Here is a 26,704-nt window from a genome sequence, read left to right as displayed (position 1 = left end):
AGCGGGTCTTCACAGGCCCCTGACGAGGCCCCTTCCGGGTCTCGTCGCTCACCGAGCCCGCACTTCCCCTTACTGCGTGCGACGAGCCGTGAGTGTCACAGAGGCACCACTCCGAGCCGGTCCAGCAGCCGGAAGAAGAGGTTTTCGGCCAGCGGATCCGGCTCGGCACCCAGCACCTCGACCAGGTCGTCGACGGTGACGGTGTGCCCGGCCTCGGCGGCCCACTCGACGGCGCGGTCGGCGGCGTCCCGGGGCTCCAGGAAGTAGTCCTCCAGAGTGAGCCCCTCCTGGCCCGTGCCGTCGCCGCCGCCTTCGTCGCCCCCACCGGCACCGTCCGCGCCGATGTACTTGGCCATCGCGGCCCGCGCCAGGCAGGTCGTCCACGCCCCGCTCGCGGGCGCCGCCGCCTCCACCACCACGCAGTCGCTGTCCATCACGTACCCGAAGAGCGCGGGCGCGCCCGTCTCCCGGGCCAGGTCGTTCATGTTCCCGACGTCGCCCTCGCCGCTCGGGTACTCCCAGACCTGCCATCCGTCCGGCGCCGAGGTGCGCAGGCGCATCCCCCGGGCGGCGCCGGCCAGCGCCTGCGACTCGGCGAGCGGACGTTCCCCACGGCCCACGACGAAATAGCCCCAGTAGCCCATGTGCTGGTGTTCCCCCCGGTGTGTCGGTTCGGCTCGCGTCCAGAACACCACCACAGTCGCACGGGGGTTCGCAGGCAGATGCGGCAATCCGTCCTGGCCGGCGTCAGCCCAGCCGGTCCGCGAGGGTGCGGAACCGGGCCCAGGACAGCTTCGGTTCGTCCGGGTTCCACAGCTTCTGGACGGTCGCCCGCAGCGGCATCCGGATCCCGGCCGCGACCTGCTCCTGGGTCTGGGAGCGCGGGAGGTCGCCCCAGATCGCGAAGGATCCGCCGAGGATCTGCCCGTCGTAGCGCGCCGGGACGGCGGTGGTGCCGCGCAGCACCCGGGGCGTCCACTGCTCGTAGATCCGCTGCCCCGTCGGGTAGACGAAGGTGAGCGGCTGCCCGAGGACGTAGTAGAGGAATTCGTCGTTGTAGTTGACGACCTTACGGCCCTCCCGCAGATACTCCACCGGCAGGCGGGCGCCGATCTCCTTGCCGGTCCAGTAGGCCACCTGGATGTCCTTCGCGGCGCCCACCGAGGTCCCCCGGAAGAAGCCGTCGTTCCAGGCGCGGGGCGCGCGGCCGTGGGCGCGGGCGGTCGCCGCCCGGTCGTTGAGCCAGCCCGTGGCCAGGTCCTCGACGGTGGCGCCGGGGCCGTGCTCCGCCCGCGCGGCGGCGGCCAGTGCCGGGAAGGACGCCTCCGGGTCGGACACGGTCAGCGCCTGGTACTCGTCGCCGCCGAGGTGCCACTGACCGCCGGGGAAGAGGCCGGCGTACTCGTTCAGCAGGTCGTCGACGATGCGGGCGGACGCGTCCTTGGAGATGTCGATCGCGCCGCGCACCGCCCCGCCGCTCGCGTTGCGCAACTGGAGGTCCGGATGGGCGGCGATGACCGCGCCCAGGTGCCCGGGCGAGTCGATCTCGGGGACGACGGTGATGTGCCGGCTCGCCGCGAGGCCGACGATCCGCTTCACCTGGGCCTTGGTCAGGTGCTGCGCGGAGACGACCTCCGGGTGCGAGTCGGACTCGATGCGGAAGCCCTGGTCGTCGGAGAAGTGCAGGCCGAGCTCGTTGAACTTCAGGTCGCCGAGCTCGCGGATCCGGTCCTCGATCCAGTCGGCGGTGTAGTGCTTGCGGGCGATGTCCAGCATCATGCCGCGCCGCTGCTTGGCGGGCTCGTCGCGCACCACGCCCTCCGGTGCGCCGCCGGCGCCGCGTATCGCCTGCTTCAGCGTGCGGGTGCCGTAGAACACGCCCGCCTCACCGCGACCGCTGACGGTCACCCGGCCGCCGCGCACGGTCATCGTGTAGGCCTCCGGGTTCGCGCCGGCGTCCCGGTTCAGCACCAGGCGCACGTCCCCGGCCCGCGTGTCGTCCTTCTCCCCCGCGTACGTCAGTCCCAGCTCACCGGCTATCAGGCGTCCCTCGTCGGCGAGCGTGGCGTGCTCGACGACCACCCGGTGGCCGCGGGCGGGGCGCCAGCCGGGGCCGCGCTCGGCGGTGTGGTCGCGGACGGCGGGTATGGTCCGCGGCGGCGTGGAGAGCGGGTGGGAGCGGCTGGGACTCGGACGGGGGCCCGTCTCCGGTGACGTCCCGCCGGGCGGGGAGGCGGCGCCGCGGCCCTCGGAGGAGGCCGCCGTGGAATCCGCCGGCGTGTCCCCGCCGCCGTCCGAGGCGGCCCAGATCCCGAGCGCCACCCCGGATCCGGCCACCAGCGCACCCGCGGCGACGGCTGCGACAAGCACCCGCCGCTGCCTCACCCCCCGCACCGCCGCCCGACGCCTGTGCTGCCCGTGTTGCCTGTGCTGCCTGTGCTGCGTCACACCGCCCAACGTACGACCCCTCCGCGGGCGGGGCGTCGACGAGCCGTTCCCAAACTCTCCCGTCCGGGTGAATTCCGGATATTGATCGGACACGTCAGCGACTCACTCGATAACGTGAGGTCACAACTCTCACAGCATCTACCACCGACACACACGCGACGCCCACGAGGACCCACGCTGCCCGCGCACCGTCTCCCAGAACTCTCCGGCCGTGTCGCCATACCCACGCAGTCGCGCGGCACCCCCGACCCGCACGGCGCCCCGCCCTCGTCGGCGCCCCTCAACTCCGCTCCCGCCGCGGAGGCCGAGCGCATGCTCCTGGCCTGCCTGCACAGCCTCCGCTGGGCCCTGCGCGTCGTCGCCCACCGCCCCTACCCCGACCTCGACTCCCTGCTCGCCGCCTGCGACGAGGCGGCCTACGACCTCTCCCCGGCCGACCTCACGGCCGCCCTGGCCGCGGAGTGTCTCCCCGCGCTCCCCGAGGGCACGTACTCCGCCGCCCACACGGCTCTGAGCGCGGCGCACGCGGCGTACGAGGCGAAGTTCGGTCACGTGTTCGTGATCTGCCTGGACGGGGTGCCTCCGGGCGAAGCCCTGGATCACACTCTGGAGGCCATCCGGTCACGTTTGGCGAACGATCCGGAAGACGAACGGGTGGTGGCGGCGGAGGAACTCCGCAGGCTGGCCAAGGCACGCCTGCTGCACGCCCTCAGGGGTGCGGGGGACTGCGCGACCAGCCACTGAGGCCCGCTCCGGCCATCAGGGCGATCTGCTCCCTCGTGGCCGCAATAGCCCGTCCGTACCCGTTTGCCGTGCCAGTTTGATCACACCGCGAGGGCCGCTGTGAGCGCCACAGGCAACCGTGGCTACGATGCTGGGGGCCGGTGGACCGTACCCGGCCGGGCCCGACCGACAAGACAAGCCGGCGCGGCCCCAATCCCCGCTCCCGGAGGAAACTTCCGTGCCGGCTGGAACGCTGTACCGCGGCCGGGAAGGAATGTGGTCCTGGGTGGCTCACCGAGTCACCGGCGTCCTCATCTTCTTCTTCCTGTTCGTTCACGTGCTGGACACCGCCCTCGTGCGCGTGTCCCCGGAGGCCTACGACAAGGTCGTGGCCACGTACAAGACGCCGATCGTCGCGCTGCTGGAGTACGGCCTCGTCGCCGCCATCCTCTTCCACGCGCTCAACGGTCTGCGCGTCATCGCCGTCGATTTCTGGATCAAGGGCGCCCGCTACCAGAAGCAGATGCTCTGGACCGTCGTCGCCCTGTGGGCCGTGCTGATGATCGGGGCCACCTACCCCGTGCTCGGCCACGCCGCTCGTGAACTGTTCGGGAGCTGACGCCCATGTCCACCGCTGAAACCTCCGCCTCGGGCATCGGCCCCGTCGAGGGCGCCTCCCTCTACTCCGTCGACAACCCGGCGCCGGTCATCGACCCCCCGCGCAAGCGCACCAAGAAGACCCCGAAGACCACCCGGGGCAACTTCGAGCTGGCCGCGTGGCTGTTCATGCGGCTGTCCGGCGTCGTGCTGGTCGTCCTCGTCCTCGGTCACCTGCTGATCCAGCTCGTGCTGGACGGCGGTGTCTCCAAGATCGGCTTCGCCTTCGTGGCGGGCCGCTGGGCCTCGCCGTTCTGGCAGGTCTGGGACCTGCTGATGCTGTGGCTGGCGATGCTGCACGGTGCGAACGGCCTGCGCACGGTCATCAACGACTACGCGGAGCGCCCGAACACGCGGCTGTGGCTCAAGGGCCTGCTCTACACCGCCACGGTGTTCACCATCCTGCTGGGCACGCTGGTGATCTTCACCTTCGACCCGAACATCCGCTAGGCACGGGGCTGCGAGAATCATGAAGATCCACAAGTACGACACCGTCATCGTCGGCGCCGGTGGCGCCGGTATGCGTGCCGCCATCGAGGCGACCAAGCGCAGCCGCACCGCTGTCCTGACCAAGCTCTACCCCACCCGCTCCCACACGGGCGCCGCGCAGGGCGGCATGGCCGCCGCGCTGGCCAACGTGGAGGAGGACAACTGGGAGTGGCACACCTTCGACACGGTCAAGGGCGGTGACTACCTGGTCGACCAGGACGCCGCCGAGATCCTGGCGAAGGAGGCCATCGACTCCGTCCTCGACCTGGAGAAGATGGGCCTGCCGTTCAACCGGACCCCGAACGGCACCATCGACCAGCGCCGCTTCGGCGGCCACTCCCGCAACCACGGCGAGGCCCCGGTCCGCCGGTCCTGCTACGCCGCGGACCGCACCGGCCACATGATCCTCCAGACGCTGTACCAGAACTGCGTCAAGGAGGGCGTGGAGTTCTTCAACGAGTTCTACGTCCTGGACCAGCTGATCACCGAGGTCGACGGCGTCCTGAAGTCGGCCGGTGTGGTGGCGTACGAGCTGGCCACGGGTGAGATCCACGTCTTCCAGGCGAAGGCCGTGATCTACGCCTCCGGCGGCTGCGGCAAGTTCTTCAAGGTGACCTCCAACGCGCACACCCTGACCGGTGACGGCCAGGCCGCCGTGTACCGGCGCGGGCTGCCGCTGGAGGACATGGAGTTCTTCCAGTTCCACCCGACCGGCATCTGGCGCATGGGCATCCTGCTCACCGAGGGCGCCCGCGGCGAGGGCGGCATCCTGCGCAACAAGGACGGCGAGCGCTTCATGGAGAAGTACGCGCCGGTCATGAAGGACCTCGCCTCCCGCGACGTCGTCTCCCGCTCCATCTACACGGAGATCCGCGAGGGCCGCGGCTGCGGTCCCGAGGGGGACCACGTCTTCCTGGACCTCACCCACCTCCCGCCGGAGCAGCTGGACGCCAAGCTGCCCGACATCACGGAGTTCGCGCGGACCTACCTCGGCATCGAGCCCTACACGGACCCGATCCCGATCCAGCCGACCGCGCACTACGCCATGGGCGGCATCCCCACCAACGTCCAGGGCGAGGTCCTGGCGGACAACACCACCGTCGTCCCCGGCCTGTACGCGGCCGGCGAGGTCGCGTGCGTGTCCGTGCACGGCGCCAACCGTCTGGGCACCAACTCGCTGCTGGACATCAACGTGTTCGGCAAGCGCGCCGGCATCGCGGCGGCGGACTACTCGCAGCGGGCCGACTTCGTCGAGCTGCCCGAGGCCCCGGAGTCCTTCGTCGTGGAGCAGATCGAGCGGCTGCGCTCCTCCACCGGCAACGAGCGGGTGGCCCAGCTCCGCAAGGAGCTCCAGGAGACCATGGACGCCAACGTCATGGTGTTCCGCACCGAGCAGACGATCAAGACGGCGGTCGAGAAGATCGCCGAGCTGCGCGAGCGCTACAAGAACGTCGCCATCCAGGACAAGGGCAAGCGGTTCAACACCGACCTGCTCGAGGCCATCGAGCTGGGCAACCTGCTGGACCTCGCCGAGGTCATGGCCGTGTCCGCGCTGGCCCGCAAGGAGTCCCGCGGCGGTCACTACCGCGAGGACTACCCGAACCGCGACGACGTCAACTTCATGCGCCACACCATGGCGTACCGCGAGGTCGGCGCCGACGGCACCGAGACCGTCCGTCTGGACTACAAGCCGGTCGTCCAGACCCGCTACCAGCCGATGGAGCGTAAGTACTGATGGGTACCCCTGTTCTGGACAAGGCGGACGCGGCGGGCAAGCCCGAGCCCGGTTTCGCCGACACTCCCTACATCACCGTCACCTTCCGGATCCGCCGCTTCAACCCGGAGGTCGCGGCCGAGGCGACCTGGGAAGACTTCCAGCTGGAGATCGACCCCAAGGAGCGCGTCCTCGACGGTCTCCACAAGATCAAGTGGGACCTGGACGGCTCGCTGACCTTCCGCCGCTCCTGCGCCCACGGCATCTGCGGGTCCGACGCCATGCGGATCAACGGCAAGAACCGTCTGGCCTGCAAGACGCTGATCAAGGACATCAACCCGGAGAAGCCGATCACGGTCGAGCCCATCAAGGGCCTGACGGTCCTGAAGGACCTGGTCGTGGACATGGAGCCGTTCTTCCAGGCGTACCGGGACGTGATGCCCTTCCTGATCACGAAGGACACCAACGAGCCGACGCGCGAGCGCCTGCAGTCCGCCGAGGACCGCGAGCGCTTCGACGACACGACCAAGTGCATCCTCTGCGCGGCGTGCACGACCTCCTGCCCGGTGTTCTGGAACGACGGGCAGTACTTCGGCCCGGCGGCCATCGTCAACGCGCACCGGTTCATCTTCGACTCGCGTGACGAGGCCGGCGAGCAGCGCCTGGAGATCCTGAACGACCGCGACGGCGTCTGGCGCTGCCGCACGACGTTCAACTGCACGGACGCCTGCCCGCGCGGCATCGAGGTCACCAAGGCGATCGCCGAGGTCAAGCGGGCGCTGATCACGCGCCGGTACTGAGCGACACCACCGGTTCGACAGGGCCCCGTCTCCGCCGGAGACGGGGCCCTCCGCGTGGGCCGCACCCTCCGTCCACGCCGCCGGACGGCCCGGGAGGGCGACCGGGCGGCGTACGCGGCCAATCACGGGTTCCGGCGGATGATCGGCCTACTCTGACGGTATGTCAGACGACGAGTCCTACGAACTGCTCGGGTTCGACCACGTCCTGCTGCCCGTCGGGGACCTCGGCCAGGCCGTCGGGTTCTACGAGCGCGCCGGGTTCCCGGTCGGCTTCCGGCTGGACGAGGCCGGGATCGCGCTGCTGAAGGTCGGCGCCGAGACGCCCGGGCTCCTGCTCCGCCTGGAGGACGGCCTCGGGCACCGTCCCCCGTCGTGGCCGTCGGCACGGGTGTGGCTGGAGGTACCGGACGCCCGCGTGGCCGCCGACGCGCTGCGGGGCGCCGGGATCGGGCTCCTCGAGGAGCCGTTCCCCGTGGCCACCGGCTGGACCGTGGAGTTCGCGGACCCCTGGGGGAACGTGATCGGCCTGACCGACTACTCCGGACGCCGAGAGCTCGGCCGACGGCCATGACGGCCCGCAGGCGCCGAGAGCTCGGCCGACGGCCATGACGGCCCGCAGGCGCCGAGAGCCCGACCGACGGCCATGACGGCCCGCAGGCGCCGAGAGCCCGACCGACGGCCATGACGGCCCGCAGGCGCCGAGAGCCCGACCGACGGCCGTGACGGCCCCGTCGGCCGGGGGCTGCGCCGCCCCGTGGGTCCCTTCGTCCGGGGGTTAGGCTCTCTGTCCGTGCCCGCGAAGAACGACGGCCCCGGCGACGGCGCCGCACCCAGCAAGTCCGGACAGACCCGCGCCCTGATCCTGGAGACCGCCATGCGGCTGTTCCAGGAACGCGGGTACGACAAGACGACCATGCGGGCCATCGCCAAGGAGGCCGGGGTCTCCGTCGGCAACGCGTACTACTACTTCGAGGGCAAGGAACACCTGATCCAGGGCTTCTACGACCGGATCGCGGCCGAGCACCGGGTGGCGGTCCGGCGGATCCTGGAGGGGGAGAACGACCTGGAGGCGCGGCTGACGGGCGTGCTGAAGGCATGGCTGGACATCGCCACGCCGTACCACGAGTTCGCGGTGCAGTTCTTCAAGAACGCCGCCGACCCGGACAGCCCGCTCAGCCCGTTCTCCCCCGAGTCGGAGCACGCGCGCGTGGAGGCGATCAGCGTCCACCGGGAGGTGCTGGCCGGGTCGAAGGCCAAGGTGGCGCCGGAGCTGCGGGAAGCGCTGCCCGAGTTGATGTGGCTGTCGCAGATGGGCCTCATCCTGTACTGGATCTTCGACCGCACCGAGGGCCGCGAGCGCAGCTACCGGCTCGCCGAGCGCGGTGCCCGGCTCACCGCGCGGGGCGTCGCGCTGTCCCGGTTCCGGGTGTTGCGGCCCCTGGTGCGCGACGTGCACGAGCTGTTCACGGAGTTCCTGCCGGGCATGACCAAGGCACTGCCCGACCCGGCGCGGAGGGAGTCGGGCACCGGCCCGGCTCCGGAGACCGGCCCGGCGCGGGAGTCCGACCCCGCCCCGAAGCGGGCGCCCGCCGACGACGAGCACCCTCCGACGCTCAACTGACCCCGTCCACCTCGTCCCCGGCGGCTCCACGTCATGCACCAGCGGCCCGTCCGTCACGGCCACGCGCCCCGCCCGGGAGCCGTACCGGGCCGCCGTGACGGCGAGCAGACAGGTGCCCGGGTTCCGGCACCGGGAGGCGTACGCGCCGTCGGCGTGCGAGACCACCCGGCCCACCTGACGTGCGCCCGGCGTCAGCAGCGTGCCGGAGGCGCCCCGCACCGGCTCGCCGCCGGTGGTGCGGACACCTCCGTGGACGACGGAGGCCGCGCCGTCCCGGCGCGGGGCGTGCACCGCCGGGGCTGTGGCGGGGGCGGCCTCCTCCTGCGACTCGACCGCCAGGTGCGGCAACCGCTTCTCCAGAGCGGCCGGCAGCCATCGGTTGGCCTGGCCCAGCAGGTGCAGTACGGCCGGCACCAGCGCCGTGCGCAGGACGGACGAAGTCTTCGCCGACGAGCAGGTCCGTCCCCTCGTCCGTCGGGGAGGTGCCGGGGAGCCCCGCCCCCGCCGGACGACGGTCCGCCCGGAGCACCGGCCGCGGTCGCGGAGCCGCCCGGCCAGGGGCCGGTCACGTCCCCGACGGGACGCGTGAGCGGGCGGCCCCCCACCCCTCCCCCACCCCGTGAGCATGGCGGGACCCCGGGCGTGGCGGGACCCGCGGCGGGGCCGGGCGTGCGGCGGGGTCGGGCGTGCGGTGCGGGTCAGATCCAGGTCAGGCGCCACAGGCGGAACACGCCCGTGCCGTCCGACAGGTACTGGCCGCCGCCGACGTCCTCGCTGGTGACCACGTACTCCTTGGCCTGCCACAGGGGGATGACCGGGACGTCGCGGGCGATGGCCCTCTGGAGGTCCTTGAAGTCGGCGCCCGCCTTGCCGCGGTCGGCGAAGCGCTGGCTGGCCGCGATCATCCGGTCCACGGCCTTGCTGCTGTAGCCGGTGTTCATGGTGCCGCCCGTGCCCACGAGCGGTCCGCCGAAGGTGTCCGGGTCGGGATAGTCCGCGACCCAGCCGACGGCGTACGCGTCGAGCCTGCCGCCCGTCCAGCGCTTCTGGAACTCGGTCCACTCGTGGCCGACGACGTCGACCTCGAACAGCCCGCCGGACTCGAGTTGCCGCTTGATCTCCGCGGCCTCCTCGGCGGCGGCACCGCGGCCCTCGGCGTAGCCGTAGGTGAACCGCACCGGCAGGGTCGCGCCGGCCTCGGTGAGCAGTCGGCGCGCCTTGCCGGTGTCCCTCCTGGGATAGCTGTCGAAGAACGAGGTGGTGTGGCCGGTGATGCCCGTCGGGATCAGCGAGTACAGCGGGTCGACGGTGCCCTCGTAGACGGTGGCCGCGAGCCGCTCCCGGTCGATCAGCCAGGCCATGGCCCGCCGGACCCGGGGATCGTGCAGCGGCTTGCCGGCGCGGGTGTTGAAGTACAGGTTGCGGGTCTCGGAGCTGTCCGCCTCCGACACGCGCTGGCCGGGGTCGCTGGGGTTGAGGTCGGCGAGGACCTTGGGCGGCAGCTGGCGGGTGGCGACGTCGATCCGGCGGGCCCGCCAGGCGTTGTCGAGGGCCCCGGGGTCGGTGTAGTACCGCAGCTCGACGGGCCGGCCCGGGTCCTTCGCGGCGCCCTGGTAACGGTCGTTGGGCGACAGGACCGCCTTCTCGCCCTTCACGTACGAGCCGAGGGTGTACGGCCCGGTGCCGTCGACCTCGTCGCCGGTGCGCAGGGCGTCGTCCGGGTACTTGGTGGAGTCGACGATCGAGCCCGCCCCGGTGGCCACCTTGAACGGGAACGTGGCGTCGGGCGAGGACAGGCTGAAGGTGACGACCTGTCCACTGGCCCGCACCGAGTCCAGGGTGTCCAGCAGGGTCGACGGCCCGACGTCGGAGTCGATCTTCTTGACGCGGTCGAAGGAGAACTTCACGTCCTCGGCCGTCATCGCGCGCCCACTCGGGAAGGTGAGCCCGTCGCGCAGCTCGCAGCGGTAGGTGCGCAGGTCGGCGGCGGTGAAGGCGCAGCTCTCGGCCGCGTCCGGCACGGGCTCCGCACCGCCGGGCTCGATGGTCAGCAGCGACTGGAAGACGTTGCTGAACAGGGCCCAGGAACCGGCGTCATAGGCCCCGGCCGGGTCGAGCGAGGTGACGGCGTCCGTCGTGCCCACCTTGATGAGGTGACCCGACTTGTCTTCCGACGGCAGCAGGAGCCAGCCCGCTCCCGCCACCGCTCCCAGTGCAAGCGCTCCCGCAAGGACGCGCATTCGAACCGACCGCATCGGTCCTGTCCCTCCCCGGCCCCTGCGGGGCCCCATGCCGGTGCCACCCCCCTTGGTGGCGGGGTCACCCAATCACAGGCGTTTCGGGTGGGAGAAGAGGAATGGGCGAGGTAGGGGGAAAACCCTCTAACCCCCCGGCACACCCGCGGTTCGGACTCTTCCGACAGGGAGGGCGAGGACCCGCGGCGACGCACCGCGCGGGCACGGGCCTCCGTTGCGGGCGGCGTCGGGCCCGGCGGACCGGGTTCGGGTGAGGGCTCAGGCCTGTCGGGACGCCAGCTCGATCACCGTGATGTCCGAGGGCGCGCCGACCCGGGTCGGCGGGCCCCAGGCACCGGCGCCGCGGGTGACGTACAACTGCGTGTCACCGTAGCGGTCCAGGCCGGCGAGCGTGGGGTTGACCAGGGAGGCGACGAGGTTGCCGGGCCAGAGCTGACCGCCGTGGGTGTGGCCGGAGAGCTGGAGGTCGACACCGTGGTCGACGGCCTCGTGGATCTGCACCGGCTGGTGGGCGAGCAGCACGCACGCGCGGGAGCGGTCCCGGTCGCCGAGCGCCCGCGCGTGGTCCGGGCCCCGGCCCTCGTCCTCGCCCGCGAGGTCGTTCACCCCGGCGAGGTCGAAGTGGGGCAGTTCGGTGCGGGCGTTCTCCAGGGGGCGCAGTCCGAGGCGGCGCACCTCATCGACCCACTGCTCCGCGCCGGAGAAGTACTCGTGGTTGCCGGTGACGAAGAACGCGCCGTGCCGCGCGGTGAGCTGTGCCAGGGGCGCCGCCGCCGGGCCCAGGTCCTTCACGCTGCCGTCCACCAGGTCGCCGACGACCGCGATCAGGTCGGGCTGGGTCGCGTTGATGGTGTCGACCACCTTCTGCGCGAAGCCCCGCCCGAGCAGCGGCCCCAGGTGGATGTCGCTGACCACCGCGATGCGGTAACCGTGCGCCGCGCGGGGCAGCTTGGCGAGCGGCACGGTGACCCGCTTCACCTTCGGACCGCTCAGCACGCCGTGCGTGCCGTACCCGACGGTGCCCACGGCCGCCGCGGCGGCGGCCCCGGCGACCACGCGGGAGACGAAGAGGCGACGGGAGGGGCCGGCGGGTGCGGTGCCGGCCGGGCCGTCGGCCGGGTCCGGCACCGGTGTCCCGGAGGCGGACCCCGCGTCCGGCCCGGTGGGCGGGGTTCCCGCGCCCGGCCCGGTCGTGGCGGCGGTGACCTGTGCCCCCGCCGGTATCGGCGCGGCCTCCTCGCGCCCCGGCGGCCCGCTCCGCGCCCGCCGCCGCAGGACCCGGCTCAGCACCGGGCGGACGAGTTCGCCCACCAGCAGAGCCAGCAGCAGGTAGAGGGAGAGGGCCAGCCACAGGAAGCCCGGCCAGGCCAGGGTCTGCTGGAGCCAGAACGGCGCGCCGCCCCGCTCGGCGAAGAGGGCGACCACCGCGAGCGTCCAGCCGCCCGCGATCAGGACGACGCCCGCGCGGCGCACCGCGCCCGGCCCCTCGGTGGTGTCACGGAACAAGCGGCGCCACACGTACCAGTTGCCCGTCACCAGGACGGCCACGACCAGCAGCGCGACGAGTACGAAGACGATGACCACGGTGTGCGCTTCCCCCAGTTCGGTCAGGACGTCGGTGACGTCCGGCTCAGTGCCCGCAGGCCGCGCAACCCGATGCCGCCGATGACCGTCCCCCATACGAAGGAGAGGACCGCGAGCGCCAGATGGACCCAGAAGTACGCCGTCGGCTCACCGTCGTCGAACGCGAGCCCGCTGCTGTCCTTGACCAGGTTCCTGACGAAAGTGATCCAGATGACCCAGCTCCACACCCCGAAGGCGAGCAGGAACCAGGAGACGGGGCGGCTGAGCTTCATGCGTCCAGTATCTCCGCCGGTCGGCCGGTTTCCTGCCCGGGGTCGGGCCCGGGGCGCGACGTCGCGCAGTGTGGCATGTACGTTTCCGACCGTGCCCGCACCGAAGAACACCGCCCGCCGGTCCCTGCTGGTCGCTTCCGCCGTCCTGTTGTCCACCGCGCTGGCCGCTCCCGTGGCCGCCGCGGCCCCGAAGCCGTCGACCAGTCCGCCGGCCGCACCGCCCGCGAAGATGTCGACCGTGGGCGGTGCCCGGCTCGGGCAGCCGGGGACGCAGGTCAACCTCGCGAGCGGCGTGCCGGTGCTGCCGAAGGGCGTGACCGCCCGCTCGTGGATCGTCGCCGACGCCGAGACCGGTGACGTGCTCGCCGCGCACAACGCGCACTGGCGGCTGGCCCCGGCGAGCACCCTGAAAATGCTGTTCGCCGACACGCTGCTGCCCAAGTGGCCGCGGTCGGCCACGCACAAGGTGGTCCCCTCCGACCTGGCCGGCATCGGGGCCGGCTCCAGCATGGTCGGCATAAAGGAGGACGAGACGTACACCGTCCACGACCTGTGGCTCGGTGTCTTCCTGCGCTCCGGCAACGACGCCGTGCGGGTGCTGTCGGCGATGAACGGCGGCGTGGAGAACACCGTCGAGGAGATGAACGAGCACGCCGAGGAGCTCCAGGCCCTCGACACGCACGTCGTCAGCCCGGACGGCTACGACGCCGAGGGCCAGGTGTCCTCCGCCTACGACCTGACGCTGATCGCCCGTTCCGGTATGCAGAAGAAGGACTTCCGGGAGTACTGCTCGACCGTGCGGGCGAAGTTCCCGGGCGAGACGAAGAAGAACAAGAAGGGCAAGAAGGTCCGCGAGGCCTTCGAGATCCAGAACACCAACCGGCTGCTGTCCGGCGACGTCGACGTGCCCGTCTACCAGGGCATCGCGGGCGTGAAGAACGGCAACACCACCAACGCGGGCGCCACCTTCACCGGTGTCGCCGAGCGGAACGGCAAGGTGCTGCTGGTCACCGTCCTGAACCCGGAGAAGGACGGGCACAACGATGTCTACAAGGAGACCGCCCGGCTGTTCGACTGGGGCTTCAGGGCGGCGGGCAAGGTCGAGCCGGTGGGTGAGCTGGTGCCGCCGAGGAGCGCCTCGCAGGCCGGTGCCCAGCCGGGCGCGACCGCCTCGCCCGGTGAGGCGGGCGGCACCGGGAACGGGGCGGCGGTGGCCGGGTCGAAGCCGGTGGCGAGCGCCCCGCCGGGGGACGGCGGCGGTGCCGGTGTCGCCCTGGGCGTCACGGGCGGCGCGCTGGTGCTGCTCGCGGGCGCCGCGTTCCTGATCAATCGCCGCTGGCCGCTGCCGGACCTGGTGCGTCGCCGGCCCCGTGCGTGACCTCCGCCTCCTTGCTCCGCGTCGCCGTCCAGGCGGCGCAGAACAGGACCAGTTTGGTGGTGAAGTTGATCCACAGCAGCAGGGCGACGGGGACGCCGAACGCGCCGTACATGCTCTTCCCGGCCACGCCCTGCATGTAGCCGCTGAGCAGCAGCTTCAGCAGCTCGAAGCCGACGGCTCCGGTGAGCGCGGCGACCATGAGGCGGTGCCGGGTGGGCTCGACGCCGGGCAGCAGCGTCAGGACGTAGAGCAGGAGCAGGAAGTCGGCGCCCACGGCGACGGCGAAGGCCACGATCTGCAGTACCACCCCGCCCCAGCCGCCCTTCTCCAGCCCGATGGCGTCGCTGATCCGGCCGACCAGCGCGGAGGCGACGGTGGAGGCGGCCAGGGTGACCAGCACGGCGCCGCCGAGGCCGACGAGGATGCCCGCGTCCTTGCCCTTGCGCAGGACGGGGTTCTCCTCGTCGTCGGGCAGCTCCCACACCGCCCGCAGGCACTCGCGGGTGGAACCGGCCCAGCTGATGCCGGTGAACAGCAGGACGGCGCCGGCGATGAGGCCGACCGTCCCGGCGTTCTGCACCAGGCCGTCGATGTCCAGCTGCTCGGAGATGCCGGGGACCTGGTCGGCGATCTTGTCCTGGAGGGTGTTCTGCTGCTCGGTGCCGAGCGTGGCGGCGCCGATCGCGGCGCCCACGGTGAGCAGTGGGAACAGCGCGACGAAGCTGGTGAAGGTCATCGCGGCGGCCAGCCGTGTCCAGTGCACGCGGTCCAGCCGTTCGTACGAGCGCCACGCGTGCGTGAGCATCAGCCGCGCCGCCCACGGCCCGACGACCGGAAGCCTCTTCAGCCAGTCCATGAACCGACTCTGCCCCCGTTGCCGAAGACCAATGTCCTGGTGCCCCAGAAGCGCAGCGCGGTGCCCAGCGCCATGCCGATCACCGCACCGGACACGATGTCCGCGCGTCGCGAGGTGAGCCCGAGCCCGTAGTGGCTGACGGCCAGGCACAGCAGCTGCACGGCGGCGCCGCCGAGGTTCACCGCGAGGAACACGGCGTAGGGCCGCACACCCCGCACGCGCGTGTGCCGGTACGTGGCGAACCTGTGGCCCGCGTAGGCGACCGAGCAGCCCGCCACGAAGGAGAGCGCCTTGGCACTGAGCGGACCGGTGCCGACGGGGCCGCGCAGCCACAGGAAGAGGGCCAGGTCGACGGCGTAGGCGAGCAGGCCGACGACGGCGAAGGACACCAGCTCGCGCCGCCGGGGGGTCGCCGGACGGTGCGGCCGGGGGTTCACCAGTCCACCACCGCCAGCGCGTACATGGCCGCCCACACCACACCGATGAGGGCGAGCGGGCGGTCGCGCAGGACCACGTCCTCCGGTTCGCCGGCGGTTCCCCGGTCGGCGAAGACGGCGTAGCGCAGGACCGCCAGAACGAAGGCGATCATGGACAGCTGCCGCCACGGCAGCACGCTGGTGTGCGGCACCCCGCCCTCCTCCAGGGCCCACAGGCAGTAACCCAGCACGGCCACACCCGCCGCGAGCTGCCAGACGAAACGCAGGTAGCCGGTGGTGTACTCGGTGAGCAACGCGCGCGTGGCACCCGCCTTCCCGGCCATCTGAACGGCCTCGGAGTACCGCTTGGCGGCCACCATGAACAGCGCCCCGAACCCGGTCGTGATCAGGAACCAGCGCGACAGCGGGATGCCGAGCGCCAGCCCGCCGATCACCGCCCGCATCAGGAAACCCGTCGTGACCACGGCCAGGTCGACCACGAGGACGTGCTTGAGGCTGACGCAGTACGCCAGTTGCATGCCGAGGTAGGCGATCAGCAGCGCGGCGACCGCCGGGGGGCACAGCCGGACCGCGGCCAGGGGCGCGAGGACGCCGAGCAGGGCTCCGGCGGCGTAGGCGACGGGCACGGGGACCTGACCGGCGGCGACCGGGCGGCGGCACTTGGTGGGGTGGGCCCGGTCGGCCTTCGCGTCACGGGCGTCGTTGACCAGGTAGACCGCGGCGGCGCAGGCGGTGAACAGGACGAAGACCAGCGCCAGCCGGGTCACGGCGGACCAGGCGAACAGTTCGCCCGCGGCGGCCGGGGCGGCGATCACCAGGACGTTCTTGACCCACTGCCGGGGGCGCGCGGTCCGGAGCAGGCCGCCCAGGAGGCTGCCGCCGGCGGGTGGCGCGGGGGGCCGGTGAGGGGTGCGCTGCCGCAGAACGGTGGTCTCAGCCACGGGCGCCGCCCTCCGAACGGTGCAGGCCGCGGATCCCCTGGAGGCTGCGGAACCCCTCGCCGGTCCGGTGGGGGCCCGGCAGCGCTTCACCGGCCCGGTGGAGGCCGTGGAGCGCTTCTCCGGCCCGGTGGAGCCCGGGCAGCGCCAGGCCGGCCCGGTGGAGGCCGCCGACCGTCTGCGCACCGGGGACCGCCTCGCTCCCGTGAGGGACGGGGGCCCCGGCGGCCCGGTGGGTGCCGGTCGCCGCCCCCGCCCTCATCCACCGGGCACCGAGCCCCGCCGTGAGCGCCCCCAGGGCCGCACCGGCCGCCACGTCCGACGGGTAGTGCACGCCCGCCACCAGCCGGGACAGGCACATTGCGGCGGCCAGCGGCGCCGCCGCGCGGACGCCCAGTGCCCCGAAGGCCACGGCCGCCGCCGCCGCGGAACTGGCGTGCGAGCTGGGGAAGGAGTGCCGGCCCGCGGTGCGGACCAGGGGCTCGACATGCGTGGGGCGCGGACGGCGTACGACCCGTTTCACACCCATGCTGACCAGGTGCGCGCCCACGGTGAGGGCCGTGCCGCGCAGCCAGGCGCCACGCCGCCCGCGGTCCACGGCGGACCCGGTGAGCCCCGCCGCGAGCCACAGCGCCCCGTGCTCCCCGGCCCAGGACAGGACGCGCGCGGCACCGGCCACGCGCGGATCGCTACCGCACGCCCGCAGCGCCGAAACCACCCGGTGGTCGAGCTTCCGGAGGTCGTGCGGGTCGTCGAGGTCGTGGAGATCGTCCATGTGGACCACTGTTCACGCCCGCACGCGTGGAACACCGGCAATATTGAGCGACATCCCATTAATCACCCATTTCGGGGAGGGTGGCGTAGTTTCACGAACAATCGCTCGCACAGGGGCGATACGGTCACCGACATGCCTGCCGACACCGTTTCCGTCACGGGATGGGGCCGCACCGCCCCCACCGCCGCCCGGCTGATCCGCCCACGGACGTACGAGGAGGCCGCCCTGGCCGTCCGGGAGTGCGGGGCGCGCGGTGGCATCCCCCGGGGGCTGGGACGGGCGTACGGGGACGCGGCGCAGAACGCCGGCGGCGCGGTGCTCGACATGACCGGCCTGGACCGCGTCCACGCCATCGACGCCGACGGCGGCACCGTGCTGTGCGACGCGGGCGTCTCGCTGCACCGGCTGATGGAGGTGCTGCTGCCGCTCGGCTGGTTCGTGCCGGTGACCCCCGGCACCCGCTACGTGACCGTCGGCGGGGCGATCGGCGCCGACATCCACGGAAAGAACCACCACGTCTCGGGCTCCTTCTCGCGGCATGTGCTGTCCCTGGAGCTGCTGACCGCCGACGGGCAGGTGCGCACGGTCGTACCGGGCACGCCCCTGTTCGACGCGACCGCGGGCGGCATGGGCCTCACGGGGGTGATCCTGACCGCGACGATCCGTCTGCAGCCGGTCGAGACCTCCCTGATGTCGGTGGACACCGAGCGCGCGAGCGACCTGGACGACCTGATGGCCCGCCTGGCCGCCACCGACCACCGTTACCGCTACTCGGTCGCCTGGATCGACCTGCTGGCGCGCGGCGCCGCGACCGGCCGCGCGGTGCTCACCCGCGGCGACCACGCCCCCCTGGACGCGCTGCCCGAGGGCACCCGCGCGCGGCGGCGGCCGCTGGACTTCCGCACCTCCCGCCTCCCCGCCGCCCCCGCCTTCCTCCCGGAGGGCCTGCTCAGCCGCACCACCGTGGGCCTGTTCAACGAGCTCTGGTACCGCAGGGCACCCCGCGCACGGACGGGGCAACTCCAGCGGATCCCCGCCTTCTTCCACCCCCTGGACGGGGTGCCGCACTGGAACCGCGTCTACGGCCGGGGCGGCTTCGTGCAGTACCAGTTCGTCGTCGGGCACGGCCGGGAGGAGGTGCTGCGCCGGATCGTGCGGCGGATCTCCGGGCGTCGCTGCCCGTCCTTCCTGGCCGTTCTCAAGCGTTTCGGCGAGGCCGACCCGGGCTGGCTGTCCTTCCCGGTGCCGGGCTGGACGCTGGCCCTGGACATCCCGGCGGCCCTGCCCGGCCTCGGCACGTTCCTGGACGAGCTCGACGAGGAGGTGGCCGGCGCCGGCGGGCGGGTCTACCTCGCCAAGGACTCCCGGCTGCGCCCGGACCTGCTCGCGGCCATGTACCCGCGCCTGGGCGACTTCCGCCGCCTGCGCGCGGAACTGGACCCGCGCGGGGTGTTCACCTCGGACCTCTCCCGCCGGCTCCACCTGTGAGACCGTCGACCACCTCCCTAGGAGCTGTCGTGAAGGACGCCTTCGGCCTCCCCCAGTCCCTGCTCGTCCTCGGCGGCACGTCCGAGATTGCGCTGGCCACCGCCCGGCGGCTGATCGCCCGCCGCACCCGCATGGTCTGGCTCGCGGGCCGCCCCTCCCCGGGGCTGGAGCAGGCAGCGGAGCATCTGCGCGGCCTGGGCGCCGACGTGCGCACCGTCGCCTTCGACGCGCTCGACCCCGCGTCCCACGAGGAGGTGCTCGGCAAGGTCTTCGCCGAGGGCGACGTCGACATGGTCCTGCTCGCCTTCGGCACCCTGGGCGACCAGGCCCGGGACGAGCAGGACCCGCAGGCCGCGGTGCGGGTCGCGCAGACCAACTACACGGGCGCGGTGTCGGCCGGTCTGGTGTGCGCCGTCGCGCTCCAGGCGCAGGGCCACGGCTCCCTGGTGGTGCTGTCCTCCGTCGCGGGCGAGCGGGCCCGCCGCGCGAACTTCATCTACGGCTCCAGCAAGGCGGGCCTGGACGCCTTCGCCCAGGGCCTGGGCGACGCGCTCTACGGCACGGGGGTGCACGTCATGGTCGTACGCCCCGGCTTCGTCCGTACGCGCATGACCGCCGGTCTGCCCGAGGCCCCGCTGGCGACCACTGCGGAGGAGGTCGCCACGGCGGTCGAGCTGGGGCTGCGCCGCCGCTCGGAGACGGTGTGGGTGCCGGGCGCGCTGCGCGTGGTGATGTCGGCCCTGCGGCACCTGCCCCGCGGGGTGTTCCGGCGGCTGCCGGTCTGAAGGGCGGGGGCGTCGGGGGCGCGGCTCAGTGCGCGGAGACGGATCCCCGGTCCACGTGTCCGCCCTGCGGCGGCACGACCGGAGTGCCGAAGGTGAAGTCCCGCAGCTTGCGCCACACGCCGTCGGCACCCTGCTCGTAGAGGGCGAAGCCCTGGCAGGGCCAGTGGGCCTCGTAGTCGGCGAGCTCCGCGAAGGCGCGGTCCATCGCCGCCTCCTCGATGCCGTGGGCCACCGTGACGTGCGGGTGGTACGGGAACTGGAGTTCGCGGGCGACCGGCCCGGAGGCGTCCCGAACCTGCTTCTGGAGCCAGGTGCATGCCTCGGCGCCCTCGACGACCCGGACGTACACGACCGGTGACAGCGGGCGGAAGGTGCCGGTGCCCGACAGCCGCATGGGGAACGGCCGGCCCGCCGCGGCGACCTCGCTGAGGTGGGCCTCGACGGCGGGCAGGGCGGCGGAGTCGACCTCCGTCGGCGGCAGCAGGGTGACGTGCGTGGGGATGCCGTGAGCCGCGGCGTCGCCGAAGCCCGCGCGCAGCTGCTGAAGCCGGCTGCCGTGAGGCTCCGGGACCGCGATCGACACACCGATCGTTACGGTCCCCACGTCGTCTCCTGTCGTTGTGGTGGTGTGGCTCGGTGAGCACCGGGCGACCGCTGGAACGGTCACCCGGTTATCGACTGTACGACCACGGCCCGGTCGCGGGCAGGCGCAACCGGAGTGATGTGCAGCGCTGTGCGGTGGTACGGACCGGCGCCGTGGGCCGGTTCAGTGCTTGGCGGGCAGGAAGCCCACCTTGTCGTACGCCTGGGAGAGGGTCTCCGCGGCGACGGCACGCGCCTTCTCCGCGCCCTTGGCCAGGATCGAGTCGAGCGTCTCGGGGTCGTCCAGGTACTGCTGGGTGCGCTCCTTGAACGGGGTCACGAACTCGACCATGACCTCGGCGAGGTCCGTCTTGAGCGCACCGTAGCCCTTGCCGGCGTACTTCTCCTCCAGTTCGGTGATACCCGCCCCGGTGAGGGTCGAGTAGATCGTCAGGAGGTTGCTCACACCGGGCTTCTCCGCGAGGTCGTAGCGGATCACCGTGTCGGTGTCGGTGACCGCGCTCTTGACCTTCTTGGCCGTCGTCCTCGGCTCGTCCAGGAGGTTGATGAGGCCCTTCGGCGTGGACGCCGACTTGCTCATCTTGATCGTCGGGTCCTGGAGGTCGTAGATCTTCGCCGTCTCCTTGAGGATGTACGGCTTGGGGACGGTGAAGGTCGGGCCGAAGCGGCCGTTGAAGCGCTCGGCGAGGTCACGGGTGAGCTCGATGTGCTGGCGCTGGTCCTCGCCGACCGGCACCTCCTGGGCCTGGTACAGCAGGATGTCCGCCACCTGGAGGATCGGGTACGTGAACAGGCCGACGCTGGCGCGGTCGGCGCCCTGCTTGGCGGACTTGTCCTTGAACTGCGTCATGCGGGACGCCTCGCCGAAGCCCGTCAGGCAGTTCATGACCCAGGCCAGCTGGGCGTGCTCGGGGACGTGGCTCTGGACGAAGAGCGTGCAGCGGTCCGGGTCCAGCCCGGCGGCCAGCAGCTGTGCGGCGGCCAGACGGGTGTTGGCGCGCAGCTCCTTCGGGTCCTGCGGAATCGTGATCGCGTGCAGGTCGACGACCATGTAGAACGCGTCGTGGGTCTCCTGGAGGGCCACCCACTGACGGACGGCGCCGAGGTAGTTGCCGAGGTGGAACGAGCCCGCGGTGGGCTGGATCCCGGAGAGCACGCGCGGACGACTGTGCATGGCGAAGCCATTCCCCTGAGGGTGGTGGTGGGCGACGGGCGGGCGATCAGAGGCCATGGTCCCCATTCTCTCAGGTCTGCGGGGGCGGTCCCGGACGGGTCCGAAACAGGTGGGAACCGATCCGTGCCCGGCGGTGTAACAAGAGTGTGAGGACGCGGGAGGGGGGCCGCATCGTCGATGAGGCCGCGGTGATCGCACGCGTACGCGCCGGACATCCGGAGGCGTACGCGGAGTTGGTGCGGGCCCACACGGGCATCGCGCTCAGGGCGGCTTCGGCACTGGGGGCGGGTGCGGACGCGGAGGACGTGGTGCAGCAGGCGTTCGTCAAGGCGTACTGCGCGCTGGGCCGGTTCCGGGACGGCACGGCGTTCCGGCCCTGGCTGCTGTCGATCGTGGCCAACGAGGCGAGGAACACGGTGCGCGCGGCGGCACGCCGGCACACGCTCGCGGGCCGCGAGGCGGCGTTCGTGGAGGCGGAGCCGGTGATACCGGAATCGGCGGACCCGGCGGTGGCCACGCTGGACACGGAGCGCCGCGCGGCGCTGCTCGCCGCCCTGGAGAAGCTGAGCGAGGAGCACCGCCTGGTCGTCGTCCACCGCTATCTGCTGGAGATGGACGAACCGGAGACCGCCCAGGCCCTCGGCTGGCCCCGGGGCACGGTCAAGTCGCGGCTGAACCGCGCCCTGCGCAGGTTGGAGCGCCTGCTGCCGGACTTCCGGCCGCGCGAGGGGGGTGACCGGGCGTGAGCGGGTCGTACGACGGCGGGCGCACCGGCGACGGTCCCGGGCGTCGGCGTGCGGAGGCCGCCCGGCTGCGCGAGGAGCTGCTGGCACTGGGGCGGTCACTGGACGGGCCGGACGCGGCGGCCGGGGCCGAGTCGATGGCCGAGCGCGTGCTGGCGCAGATACTGGCCGAGCACGTGGCGGTTCCGGTGGCCGAGCAGAGGGACGCCGGGAGCGTCCGGGGTCGGCTGCGGGCGGTGACGCCGGCGGTGCGGCGCTGGGTGCGGGCGCGGTGGCGGTCGCTGGTCGCGGCGCTGTGCGGACTGCTGACGGTGCTCGCCCTGACACCGCCGGTGCGGGCGGCGGTGTCCGACTGGTTCGGCTTCGGTGGGGTCGAGGTGCGGCACGACCCCTCGGCGGTTCCCTCGCCGGGTGCGGAGGTGCCCGGCTGCGGGCGCTCGGTGTCCCTCGCCGAGGCGGAGCGGCGGGCCGGTTTCACGCCCCTGGTGCCGGACGCGCTCGGCACGCCGGACGCGGTGGCGGTGAGCGGGCTGCCGGAGGGGCGGTTCCTGGTGACCCTGTGCTGGCGCGAGCGGGGGCGCACGATCCGGCTCGACGAGTTCTCGGCGCGCTTGGACGTCACGTTCGCCAAGGCGGTGCGGGAGCAGCCGGACTGGCTGGCGCTGGGCGGGGACGGCTCCGGCGGCGGGTCCGCGGAGCCGGCGCTGTGGTTCGCCCGGCCGCATCTGCTGAGCTTCTGGCTGGTGGACGGGGAGGGCCGCCGCTTCACGCGCGAGGAGCGCACTGCGGGGCCGACGCTGCTGTGGACCCACGGCCCCGGCGGCGGGGGCGCGGGCGGCGTGACGCTGCGGCTGGAGGGAGCGGCGTCCAAGGCGCGGGCAGTGCGGATCGCGGAGTCGCTGGGGGAGGTGCGCGAGGGGACCCGCACCGGGCCGGGCGTCGGGGCGGGCACGGAACCGGGCGGTGGGCCGGGCGCGGAACCGGGGGGCTCGGCGTGGTGAGGAGCCGGGCGGGCGTGAGGCGGCTTCGAAGGACGTGCCGCTCTTCGTGGAACTTCGGCGGGTCGGGCGGTGTACCAGAAGTGACAGGCGGCTCGCGGGCGGGCCGCACGGGGATCGAGCGGCCGAGTGGGGGTCCGGATGTACGGATGGACGGGCAGGGTCCGGTACGTCACGGCGAGTCTGGGGGTGTGGGCGGCGGCGCTCGCCCTGACGCTGTGCGGAGCTTCGTCCGCCTCCGCCGGCGGGCCGACGAGCGTGCTGCTGGCCAATCCGGAGAGCATGGCGACGGCGTCACTGTCCTCGGGTGACGAGGAGTACGGCGCACTGGAGCGGCTGCTCGGCCGCCCCGGCGCAGGTACCCGGCGCAAGCCCCCGGAGGCCGAACCGGCCTCGGCGCGGTGGATCACCGTGACGTGGATGCTGCACGACGTGGCGCCCTGGCGGGTGGACCGGGTGTACCCGGCGGACCGGGGGAACACCGTGTGGATACACACGGCGGCGGACCTGGAGGAGCCGGCGAACGGCCACTGGCACCGCGCCGAGCACCCGTCCGAGCTGCGGGCCCTGCTGAAGGAGCTGGGCGTACTGGGCGGGGCGTCCGATGAGGGATCGAGCGCGGAATCGTCCTCCGGGCTCTACCCGGCGCCCTGGGGGGCGGGGGAGACCGGTTCCACCGCCGTCGGCACCCCGCCCTCCGGGGCGCGGCAGAAGACGACGGCCGCGGCGGTGCACGACGGCACGGACTGGTGGTGGGCGATACCGGGAGGGGCCGCCGGAGCCGCACTGGCCCTGGTCCTGCGTCCGCACGTCATGCGGCTGCCGCTGACACGCCGGGAGAAGGAGCCCGGGCCCCGGCAGGAGGTGCTGGACGTGTGAGGGCGGGCCGGCGGCCCGGGCGGGTGCCCGGGCCGCCGCCGATGACGAGGCGTCAGCAGGGGTCAGCCGAGGTCGACCTCGGGGTAGAGCGGGAAGCCGGCGACGAGGTCGGTCGCCCGGCGGGAGATCTCGTCGGCGATCTTCGGGTCGAGGACGTGCTGTGCCTTGGACGGCGCGCCCTTGCTGGTGGTGCCCGGCTCGGTGGTGGTCAGGACGCGGTCGATGAGGCCGGCCACCTCGTCCATCTCGGCGAGGCCCAGGCCGCGCGTGGTCAGGGCGGGGGTGCCGACGCGGATGCCGGAGGTGTACCAGGCACCGTTGGGGTCGGCCGGGATGGCGTTGCGGTTGGTGACGATGCCCGACTCGAGCAGCGCGGATTCCGCCTGGCGGCCGGTGAGGCCGTAGGAGGTGGCCACGTCGATCAGGTTCAGGTGGTTGTCGGTGCCGCCGGTGACCAGGGTGGCGCCGCGCTTCATCAGCCCCTCGGCGAGGGCGCGGGAGTTGGCCACGACGCGCTGGGCGTAGTCCTGGAAGGCGGGCTGCCGGGCCTCGGCGAGGGCGACGGCCTTGGCGGCCATGACGTGCGGGAGCGGGCCGCCGAGCACCATCGGGCAGCCGCGGTCGACCTGGTCCTTGAGGGAGTCGTCGCACAGCACCATGCCGCCACGCGGGCCGCGCAGCGACTTGTGGGTGGTGGTGGTGACGATCTGGGCGTGCGGCACCGGGTCGAAGTCACCGGTGAGCACCTTGCCGGCGACCAGACCGGCGAAGTGGGCCATGTCGACCATGAGCGTGGCGCCCACCTCGTCGGCGATCTCCCGCATGATCCGGAAGTTCACCAGACGGGGGTAGGCGGAGTAGCCGGCCACGATGATCAGCGGCTTGAACTCACGGGCCTGGGCGCGCAGGGCCTCGTAGTCGATCAGGCCCGTGGTCGGGTCGGTGCCGTAGGAGCGCTGGTCGAACATCTTGCCGGAGATGTTCGGGCGGAAGCCGTGCGTGAGGTGGCCGCCGGCGTCCAGGGACATGCCGAGCATGCGCTGGTTGCCGAAGGCCTGCCGCAGCTCGGCCCAGTCGGCGTCGGAGAGGTCGTTGATCTGGCGGACGCCGGCCTTCTGGAGGAAGGGCGCCTCGACGCGGTCGGCGAGGACCGCCCAGAAGGCGACGAGGTTGGCGTCGATGCCGGAGTGCGGCTGCACGTAGGCGTGGCGGGCGCCGAACAGCTCGCGGGCGTGCTCGGCGGCCAGGGATTCCACCGTGTCGACGTTGCGGCAGCCGGCGTAGAAGCGGCGGCCGACGGTGCCCTCGGCGTACTTGTCGCTGAACCAGTTGCCCATCGCCAGGAGGGTGGCCGGGGAGGCGTAGTTCTCGGAGGCGATCAGTTTCAGCATCTCGCGCTGGTCGGCGACCTCCTGGCCGATGGCGTCGGCCACGCGCGGCTCGACGGCGCGGATGACGTCGAGGGCGGAACGGAAGGCGGTGGATGCGGTGGAGAGGGGCTCGGCTGACATGGGGACCTCCGGACGTTGCGTTCAGCGTTCACGGTACGGCCCAGGCGCACGGCACTCTTCCGGACGGTGTGCGCGTCCGGGGGCCGCTTCCCGATGGTCGGTCCCATCCCAGCGCGCCAGTCACGGCCCGGGGTCAGCGTACCGGGCGGCACGCGGTGCCGGGGTCCGGCGTCCACCATGCGGGAGCGCCCGGGGGGCGGTGGTGCCGTGGCCGGGAAGGTCTGCCGGAAGGCTCGCGGCGTCCGGTGCGGTGCGTCGCGAGGCGGAGCACCGCCGGCGTACCGGATGGACTCGGGTGATGCGACAACGCGCAGGGTGCCGTGCCGGGCATCGCGAGCCGGTGAACCTTTCCGGTCGCGGCACTACTGGAGGATCACATGAGGCAGGAAGCGGGCGTACTCGTCCGTCACCAGCCCCGAGGACTCGCGGATGCCGAGGCCCGCCGACTCGTTCTCCACCACCCAGGTGCCGAGGACGACGCGGTTGCCGTCGAAGTCGGGGAGCGGGGCGAGTTGCTGGTAGCAGCAGGGTTCGTCACGGAGCACGGGGGCGGAGCCGGGCTCGTGGACGGTCACGCCGGCGCCCTCGCGGCCCAGCAGCGGCTTGGCGACGTAGCCGGTGGTGTCCGCCAGTTCCCGCGGGCCGTCGAGGTAGGCGGGAAGGAGGTGGGCGTGACCGGGGTGCAGTTCCCAGAGGATCGCCAGCAGCGCCTTGTTGCTGAGCAGCATCTTCCAGGCCGGCTCGATCCACAGGGTGCTGCCGGTGCCGCCGCCGTTGTCGAGGGTGTCGAGGACGTGTCCGGCGAAGCGGTCGGTGGTCAGCCACTCCCAGGGGTAGAGCTTGAAGATGCTGCGGATGAAGCGGAGTCGGTTGTCGACGAAGCGGCCGGAGAGGCGGTCCCAGCCGATCTCCTCCATGGAGATCCAGTCGGTCTCCAGGCCCGCCTGTTCGGCGGTCTCCTTGAGGTAGGCGACGGTCATGAGGTCCTCGCCGAGTTCGTCGGCCGAGGAGTGGGCGAAGTACAGGGGGCTGCCCGGCGGGAGGAGGGCGGACTGCCTCTTCCAGGCGTCGACGAGGCGTTCGTGGAGGGAGTTCCACTGGTCGGCGCCGGGGAAGCGCTCCTCCATCCAGAACCACTGGGGCGAAGCGGCCTCGACGAGGGAGGTGGGGGTGTCGGCGTTGTACTCGAGGAGTTTCGCGGGGCCGGTGCCGTCGTAGCGCAGGTCGAAGCGGCCGTAGACGGAGGGGAGTTCGGCGCGCCGCTGCCAGGACTCGGCGACGGCGCGGGCGATGCGCGGGTCGGTGATGCCGAGGTCGGCGAAGCGGTCGGCGGTGACGATGTGCTCGGCGGCGGCGAGGCACATGCGGTGCAATTCCTCGACGACCTCCTCCAGCGCCTCGACCTCCTCGAGGGTGAAGACGTAGTAGGCGCTCTCGTCCCAGTAGGGGCGCAGGGAGCCGTCGGGGTAGCGGGTGAGGGGGTAGATGAGCCCCTGTTCCTCGACGGTCTGCTGCCAGCCGGGGCGGGGCTCGGTGGTGCGGCGTTCCACGGGTGGGTCCTCCGGTCGGTGGGGCG

At 72.6% G+C, this 26,704-nt stretch carries 25 protein-coding genes and 1 pseudogene; 13 read left to right on the top strand and 13 right to left on the bottom strand.

Going from position 1 to position 26,704, the window contains the following annotated elements; all coding sequences use genetic code 11:
- Positions 1-95: 95 nt before the first annotated feature.
- A complete protein-coding gene (locus ACFYOV_RS12950; protein WP_389086445.1) occupies positions 96-644 on the bottom strand; it encodes a hypothetical protein in 549 nt (182 codons plus the stop codon).
- Positions 645-747: 103 nt separating this feature from the next.
- Positions 748-2,370, bottom strand: a complete 1,623-nt coding sequence (locus tag ACFYOV_RS12945) for a glycoside hydrolase family 20 protein (RefSeq protein WP_389086442.1) — start codon at positions 2,368-2,370, stop codon at positions 748-750.
- Between the two features lie 297 nt (positions 2,371-2,667).
- On the opposite strand from ACFYOV_RS12945, the gene ACFYOV_RS12940 reads away from it, so the two are divergent.
- The 7 genes from ACFYOV_RS12940 (at position 2,668) to ACFYOV_RS12910 (ending at position 8,452) form a co-directional block, all read left to right on the top strand.
- Positions 2,668-3,192 (top strand): 2-oxo-4-hydroxy-4-carboxy-5-ureidoimidazoline decarboxylase, encoded by a 525-nt coding sequence (locus ACFYOV_RS12940; RefSeq protein WP_389087082.1) that lies wholly within the window; start codon positions 2,668-2,670, stop codon positions 3,190-3,192.
- Between the two features lie 217 nt (positions 3,193-3,409).
- A complete protein-coding gene (sdhC, locus tag ACFYOV_RS12935; protein WP_389086440.1) occupies positions 3,410-3,790 on the top strand; it encodes a succinate dehydrogenase, cytochrome b556 subunit in 381 nt (126 codons plus the stop codon).
- 5 nt (positions 3,791-3,795) lie between these two features.
- On the top strand, positions 3,796-4,278 hold the full coding sequence (locus tag ACFYOV_RS12930) for a succinate dehydrogenase hydrophobic membrane anchor subunit (RefSeq protein ID WP_389086438.1): 483 nt from the start codon (positions 3,796-3,798) through the stop codon (positions 4,276-4,278).
- A 19-nt stretch (positions 4,279-4,297) separates the two neighbouring features.
- Positions 4,298-6,052, top strand: a complete 1,755-nt coding sequence (gene sdhA / locus ACFYOV_RS12925; protein WP_389086435.1) for a succinate dehydrogenase flavoprotein subunit — start codon at positions 4,298-4,300, stop codon at positions 6,050-6,052.
- Positions 6,052-6,831, top strand: a complete 780-nt coding sequence (locus tag ACFYOV_RS12920) for a succinate dehydrogenase iron-sulfur subunit (protein ID WP_389086433.1) — start codon at positions 6,052-6,054, stop codon at positions 6,829-6,831. The genes sdhA and ACFYOV_RS12920 overlap by 1 nt, the downstream gene beginning before the upstream one ends.
- A 160-nt stretch (positions 6,832-6,991) precedes the next feature.
- The gene (locus ACFYOV_RS12915) at positions 6,992-7,402 is read left to right on the top strand and encodes a VOC family protein (RefSeq protein WP_389086430.1); all 411 of its coding nucleotides are present in this window, start codon (positions 6,992-6,994) and stop codon (positions 7,400-7,402) included.
- 219 nt (positions 7,403-7,621) lie between these two features.
- Positions 7,622-8,452 carry a TetR/AcrR family transcriptional regulator gene (locus ACFYOV_RS12910; protein ID WP_389086428.1) on the top strand — a complete coding sequence of 277 codons (831 nt, stop codon included), beginning with the start codon at positions 7,622-7,624 and terminating at the stop codon, positions 8,450-8,452.
- Positions 8,453-9,150: 698 nt separating this feature from the next.
- Here the strand turns inward: ACFYOV_RS12910 and ACFYOV_RS12905 are convergent.
- The 3 genes from ACFYOV_RS12905 to ACFYOV_RS12895 form a co-directional block, all read right to left on the bottom strand.
- Positions 9,151-10,707: an ABC transporter substrate-binding protein gene (locus ACFYOV_RS12905; protein ID WP_389086426.1), complete on the bottom strand. Its 1,557-nt coding sequence runs from the start codon at positions 10,705-10,707 to the stop codon at positions 9,151-9,153.
- Between the two features lie 258 nt (positions 10,708-10,965).
- A complete protein-coding gene (locus tag ACFYOV_RS12900) occupies positions 10,966-12,291 on the bottom strand; it encodes a metallophosphoesterase (RefSeq protein WP_389086424.1) in 1,326 nt (441 codons plus the stop codon).
- Positions 12,292-12,314: 23 nt separating this feature from the next.
- Entirely contained in the window at positions 12,315-12,563 is a 249-nt protein-coding gene (locus ACFYOV_RS12895; RefSeq protein ID WP_389086421.1) for an SCO4848 family membrane protein, read from the bottom strand.
- A 91-nt stretch (positions 12,564-12,654) separates the two neighbouring features.
- Here ACFYOV_RS12895 and ACFYOV_RS12890 point away from each other — a divergent pair, with 91 nt between their 5' ends.
- Positions 12,655-13,941, top strand: a complete 1,287-nt coding sequence (locus tag ACFYOV_RS12890; protein ID WP_389086419.1) for a D-alanyl-D-alanine carboxypeptidase family protein — start codon at positions 12,655-12,657, stop codon at positions 13,939-13,941.
- Here ACFYOV_RS12890 and ACFYOV_RS12885 read toward each other — a convergent pair.
- The 4 genes and pseudogenes from ACFYOV_RS12885 to ACFYOV_RS12870 form a co-directional block, all read right to left on the bottom strand.
- On the bottom strand, positions 13,889-14,797 hold the full coding sequence (locus ACFYOV_RS12885; protein WP_389086416.1) for a YihY/virulence factor BrkB family protein: 909 nt from the start codon (positions 14,795-14,797) through the stop codon (positions 13,889-13,891). The genes ACFYOV_RS12890 and ACFYOV_RS12885 overlap by 53 nt on opposite strands.
- The gene (locus ACFYOV_RS12880) at positions 14,785-15,234 is read right to left on the bottom strand and encodes a GtrA family protein (RefSeq protein WP_389086414.1); all 450 of its coding nucleotides are present in this window, start codon (positions 15,232-15,234) and stop codon (positions 14,785-14,787) included. The genes ACFYOV_RS12885 and ACFYOV_RS12880 overlap by 13 nt, the downstream gene beginning before the upstream one ends.
- Positions 15,231-16,175 (bottom strand): decaprenyl-phosphate phosphoribosyltransferase, encoded by a 945-nt coding sequence (locus tag ACFYOV_RS12875; protein ID WP_389086411.1) that lies wholly within the window; start codon positions 16,173-16,175, stop codon positions 15,231-15,233. The genes ACFYOV_RS12880 and ACFYOV_RS12875 overlap by 4 nt, the downstream gene beginning before the upstream one ends.
- Positions 16,176-16,419: 244 nt before the next feature.
- A pseudogene (locus tag ACFYOV_RS12870) lies at positions 16,420-16,947 on the bottom strand (phosphatase PAP2 family protein); the annotation flags it as partial.
- A 132-nt stretch (positions 16,948-17,079) separates the two neighbouring features.
- Between ACFYOV_RS12870 and ACFYOV_RS12865 the strand changes: the two are divergent.
- Positions 17,080-18,435 (top strand): FAD-binding protein, encoded by a 1,356-nt coding sequence (locus tag ACFYOV_RS12865; protein ID WP_389086409.1) that lies wholly within the window; start codon positions 17,080-17,082, stop codon positions 18,433-18,435.
- A 29-nt stretch (positions 18,436-18,464) separates the two neighbouring features.
- Positions 18,465-19,220, top strand: a complete 756-nt coding sequence (locus ACFYOV_RS12860) for a decaprenylphospho-beta-D-erythro-pentofuranosid-2-ulose 2-reductase (protein WP_389086406.1) — start codon at positions 18,465-18,467, stop codon at positions 19,218-19,220.
- 25 nt (positions 19,221-19,245) lie between these two features.
- Here the strand turns inward: ACFYOV_RS12860 and ACFYOV_RS12855 are convergent, their stop codons facing one another.
- Both ACFYOV_RS12855 and trpS read right to left on the bottom strand, forming a co-directional pair.
- Positions 19,246-19,824, bottom strand: a complete 579-nt coding sequence (locus ACFYOV_RS12855) for a 2'-5' RNA ligase family protein (RefSeq protein WP_389086404.1) — start codon at positions 19,822-19,824, stop codon at positions 19,246-19,248.
- A 162-nt stretch (positions 19,825-19,986) separates the two neighbouring features.
- Positions 19,987-20,979: a tryptophan--tRNA ligase gene (trpS, locus tag ACFYOV_RS12850; RefSeq protein WP_389087080.1), complete on the bottom strand. Its 993-nt coding sequence runs from the start codon at positions 20,977-20,979 to the stop codon at positions 19,987-19,989.
- 206 nt (positions 20,980-21,185) lie between these two features.
- Here trpS and ACFYOV_RS12845 point away from each other — a divergent pair, with 206 nt between their 5' ends.
- The 3 genes from ACFYOV_RS12845 (at position 21,186) to ACFYOV_RS12835 (ending at position 23,617) form a co-directional block, all read left to right on the top strand.
- Entirely contained in the window at positions 21,186-21,743 is a 558-nt protein-coding gene (locus ACFYOV_RS12845) for an RNA polymerase sigma factor (protein ID WP_389086401.1), read from the top strand.
- A complete protein-coding gene (locus ACFYOV_RS12840; RefSeq protein WP_389086399.1) occupies positions 21,740-22,741 on the top strand; it encodes a hypothetical protein in 1,002 nt (333 codons plus the stop codon). The genes ACFYOV_RS12845 and ACFYOV_RS12840 overlap by 4 nt, the downstream gene beginning before the upstream one ends.
- Positions 22,742-22,879: 138 nt before the next feature.
- Positions 22,880-23,617: a hypothetical protein gene (locus ACFYOV_RS12835; RefSeq protein WP_389086396.1), complete on the top strand. Its 738-nt coding sequence runs from the start codon at positions 22,880-22,882 to the stop codon at positions 23,615-23,617.
- A gap of 62 nt (positions 23,618-23,679) precedes the next feature.
- Here the strand turns inward: ACFYOV_RS12835 and ACFYOV_RS12830 are convergent, their stop codons facing one another.
- Complete coding sequence (locus tag ACFYOV_RS12830; protein WP_389086394.1) at positions 23,680-25,128, bottom strand: glycine hydroxymethyltransferase; 1,449 nt, start codon at positions 25,126-25,128, stop codon at positions 23,680-23,682.
- Between the two features lie 362 nt (positions 25,129-25,490).
- On the bottom strand, positions 25,491-26,678 hold the full coding sequence (locus ACFYOV_RS12825) for a glutathionylspermidine synthase family protein (protein WP_389086392.1): 1,188 nt from the start codon (positions 26,676-26,678) through the stop codon (positions 25,491-25,493).
- Positions 26,679-26,704 lie beyond the last annotated feature (26 nt).

This window comes from Streptomyces sp. NPDC005931 (assembly GCF_042871235.1).
GTDB lineage: Bacteria > Actinomycetota > Actinomycetes > Streptomycetales > Streptomycetaceae > Streptomyces.
Note: the sequence above shows the minus strand (reverse complement) of the source record. Positions and strands in the feature narration are given on the sequence as shown.

Bases quoted from the DNA above. Each gene is read 5' to 3' on its own strand.
- ACFYOV_RS12950 (WP_389086445.1), bottom strand. From the start codon at position 644: ATGGGCTACTGGGGCTATTTCGTCGTGGGCCGTGGGGAACGTCCGCTC.
- ACFYOV_RS12895 (WP_389086421.1), bottom strand. From the start codon at position 12,563: ATGAAGCTCAGCCGCCCCGTCTCCTGGTTCCTGCTCGCCTTCGGGGTG.
- ACFYOV_RS12920 (WP_389086433.1), top strand. From the start codon at position 6,052: ATGGGTACCCCTGTTCTGGACAAGGCGGACGCGGCGGGCAAGCCCGAG.
- sdhA (WP_389086435.1), top strand. From the start codon at position 4,298: ATGAAGATCCACAAGTACGACACCGTCATCGTCGGCGCCGGTGGCGCC.
- ACFYOV_RS12885 (WP_389086416.1), bottom strand. From the start codon at position 14,797: ATGGACTGGCTGAAGAGGCTTCCGGTCGTCGGGCCGTGGGCGGCGCGG.
- ACFYOV_RS12865 (WP_389086409.1), top strand. From the start codon at position 17,080: ATGCCTGCCGACACCGTTTCCGTCACGGGATGGGGCCGCACCGCCCCC.
- ACFYOV_RS12830 (WP_389086394.1), bottom strand. From the start codon at position 25,128: ATGTCAGCCGAGCCCCTCTCCACCGCATCCACCGCCTTCCGTTCCGCC.
- ACFYOV_RS12905 (WP_389086426.1), bottom strand. From the start codon at position 10,707: ATGCGGTCGGTTCGAATGCGCGTCCTTGCGGGAGCGCTTGCACTGGGA.
- ACFYOV_RS12835 (WP_389086396.1), top strand. From the start codon at position 22,880: ATGTACGGATGGACGGGCAGGGTCCGGTACGTCACGGCGAGTCTGGGG.
- ACFYOV_RS12915 (WP_389086430.1), top strand. From the start codon at position 6,992: ATGTCAGACGACGAGTCCTACGAACTGCTCGGGTTCGACCACGTCCTG.
- ACFYOV_RS12930 (WP_389086438.1), top strand. From the start codon at position 3,796: ATGTCCACCGCTGAAACCTCCGCCTCGGGCATCGGCCCCGTCGAGGGC.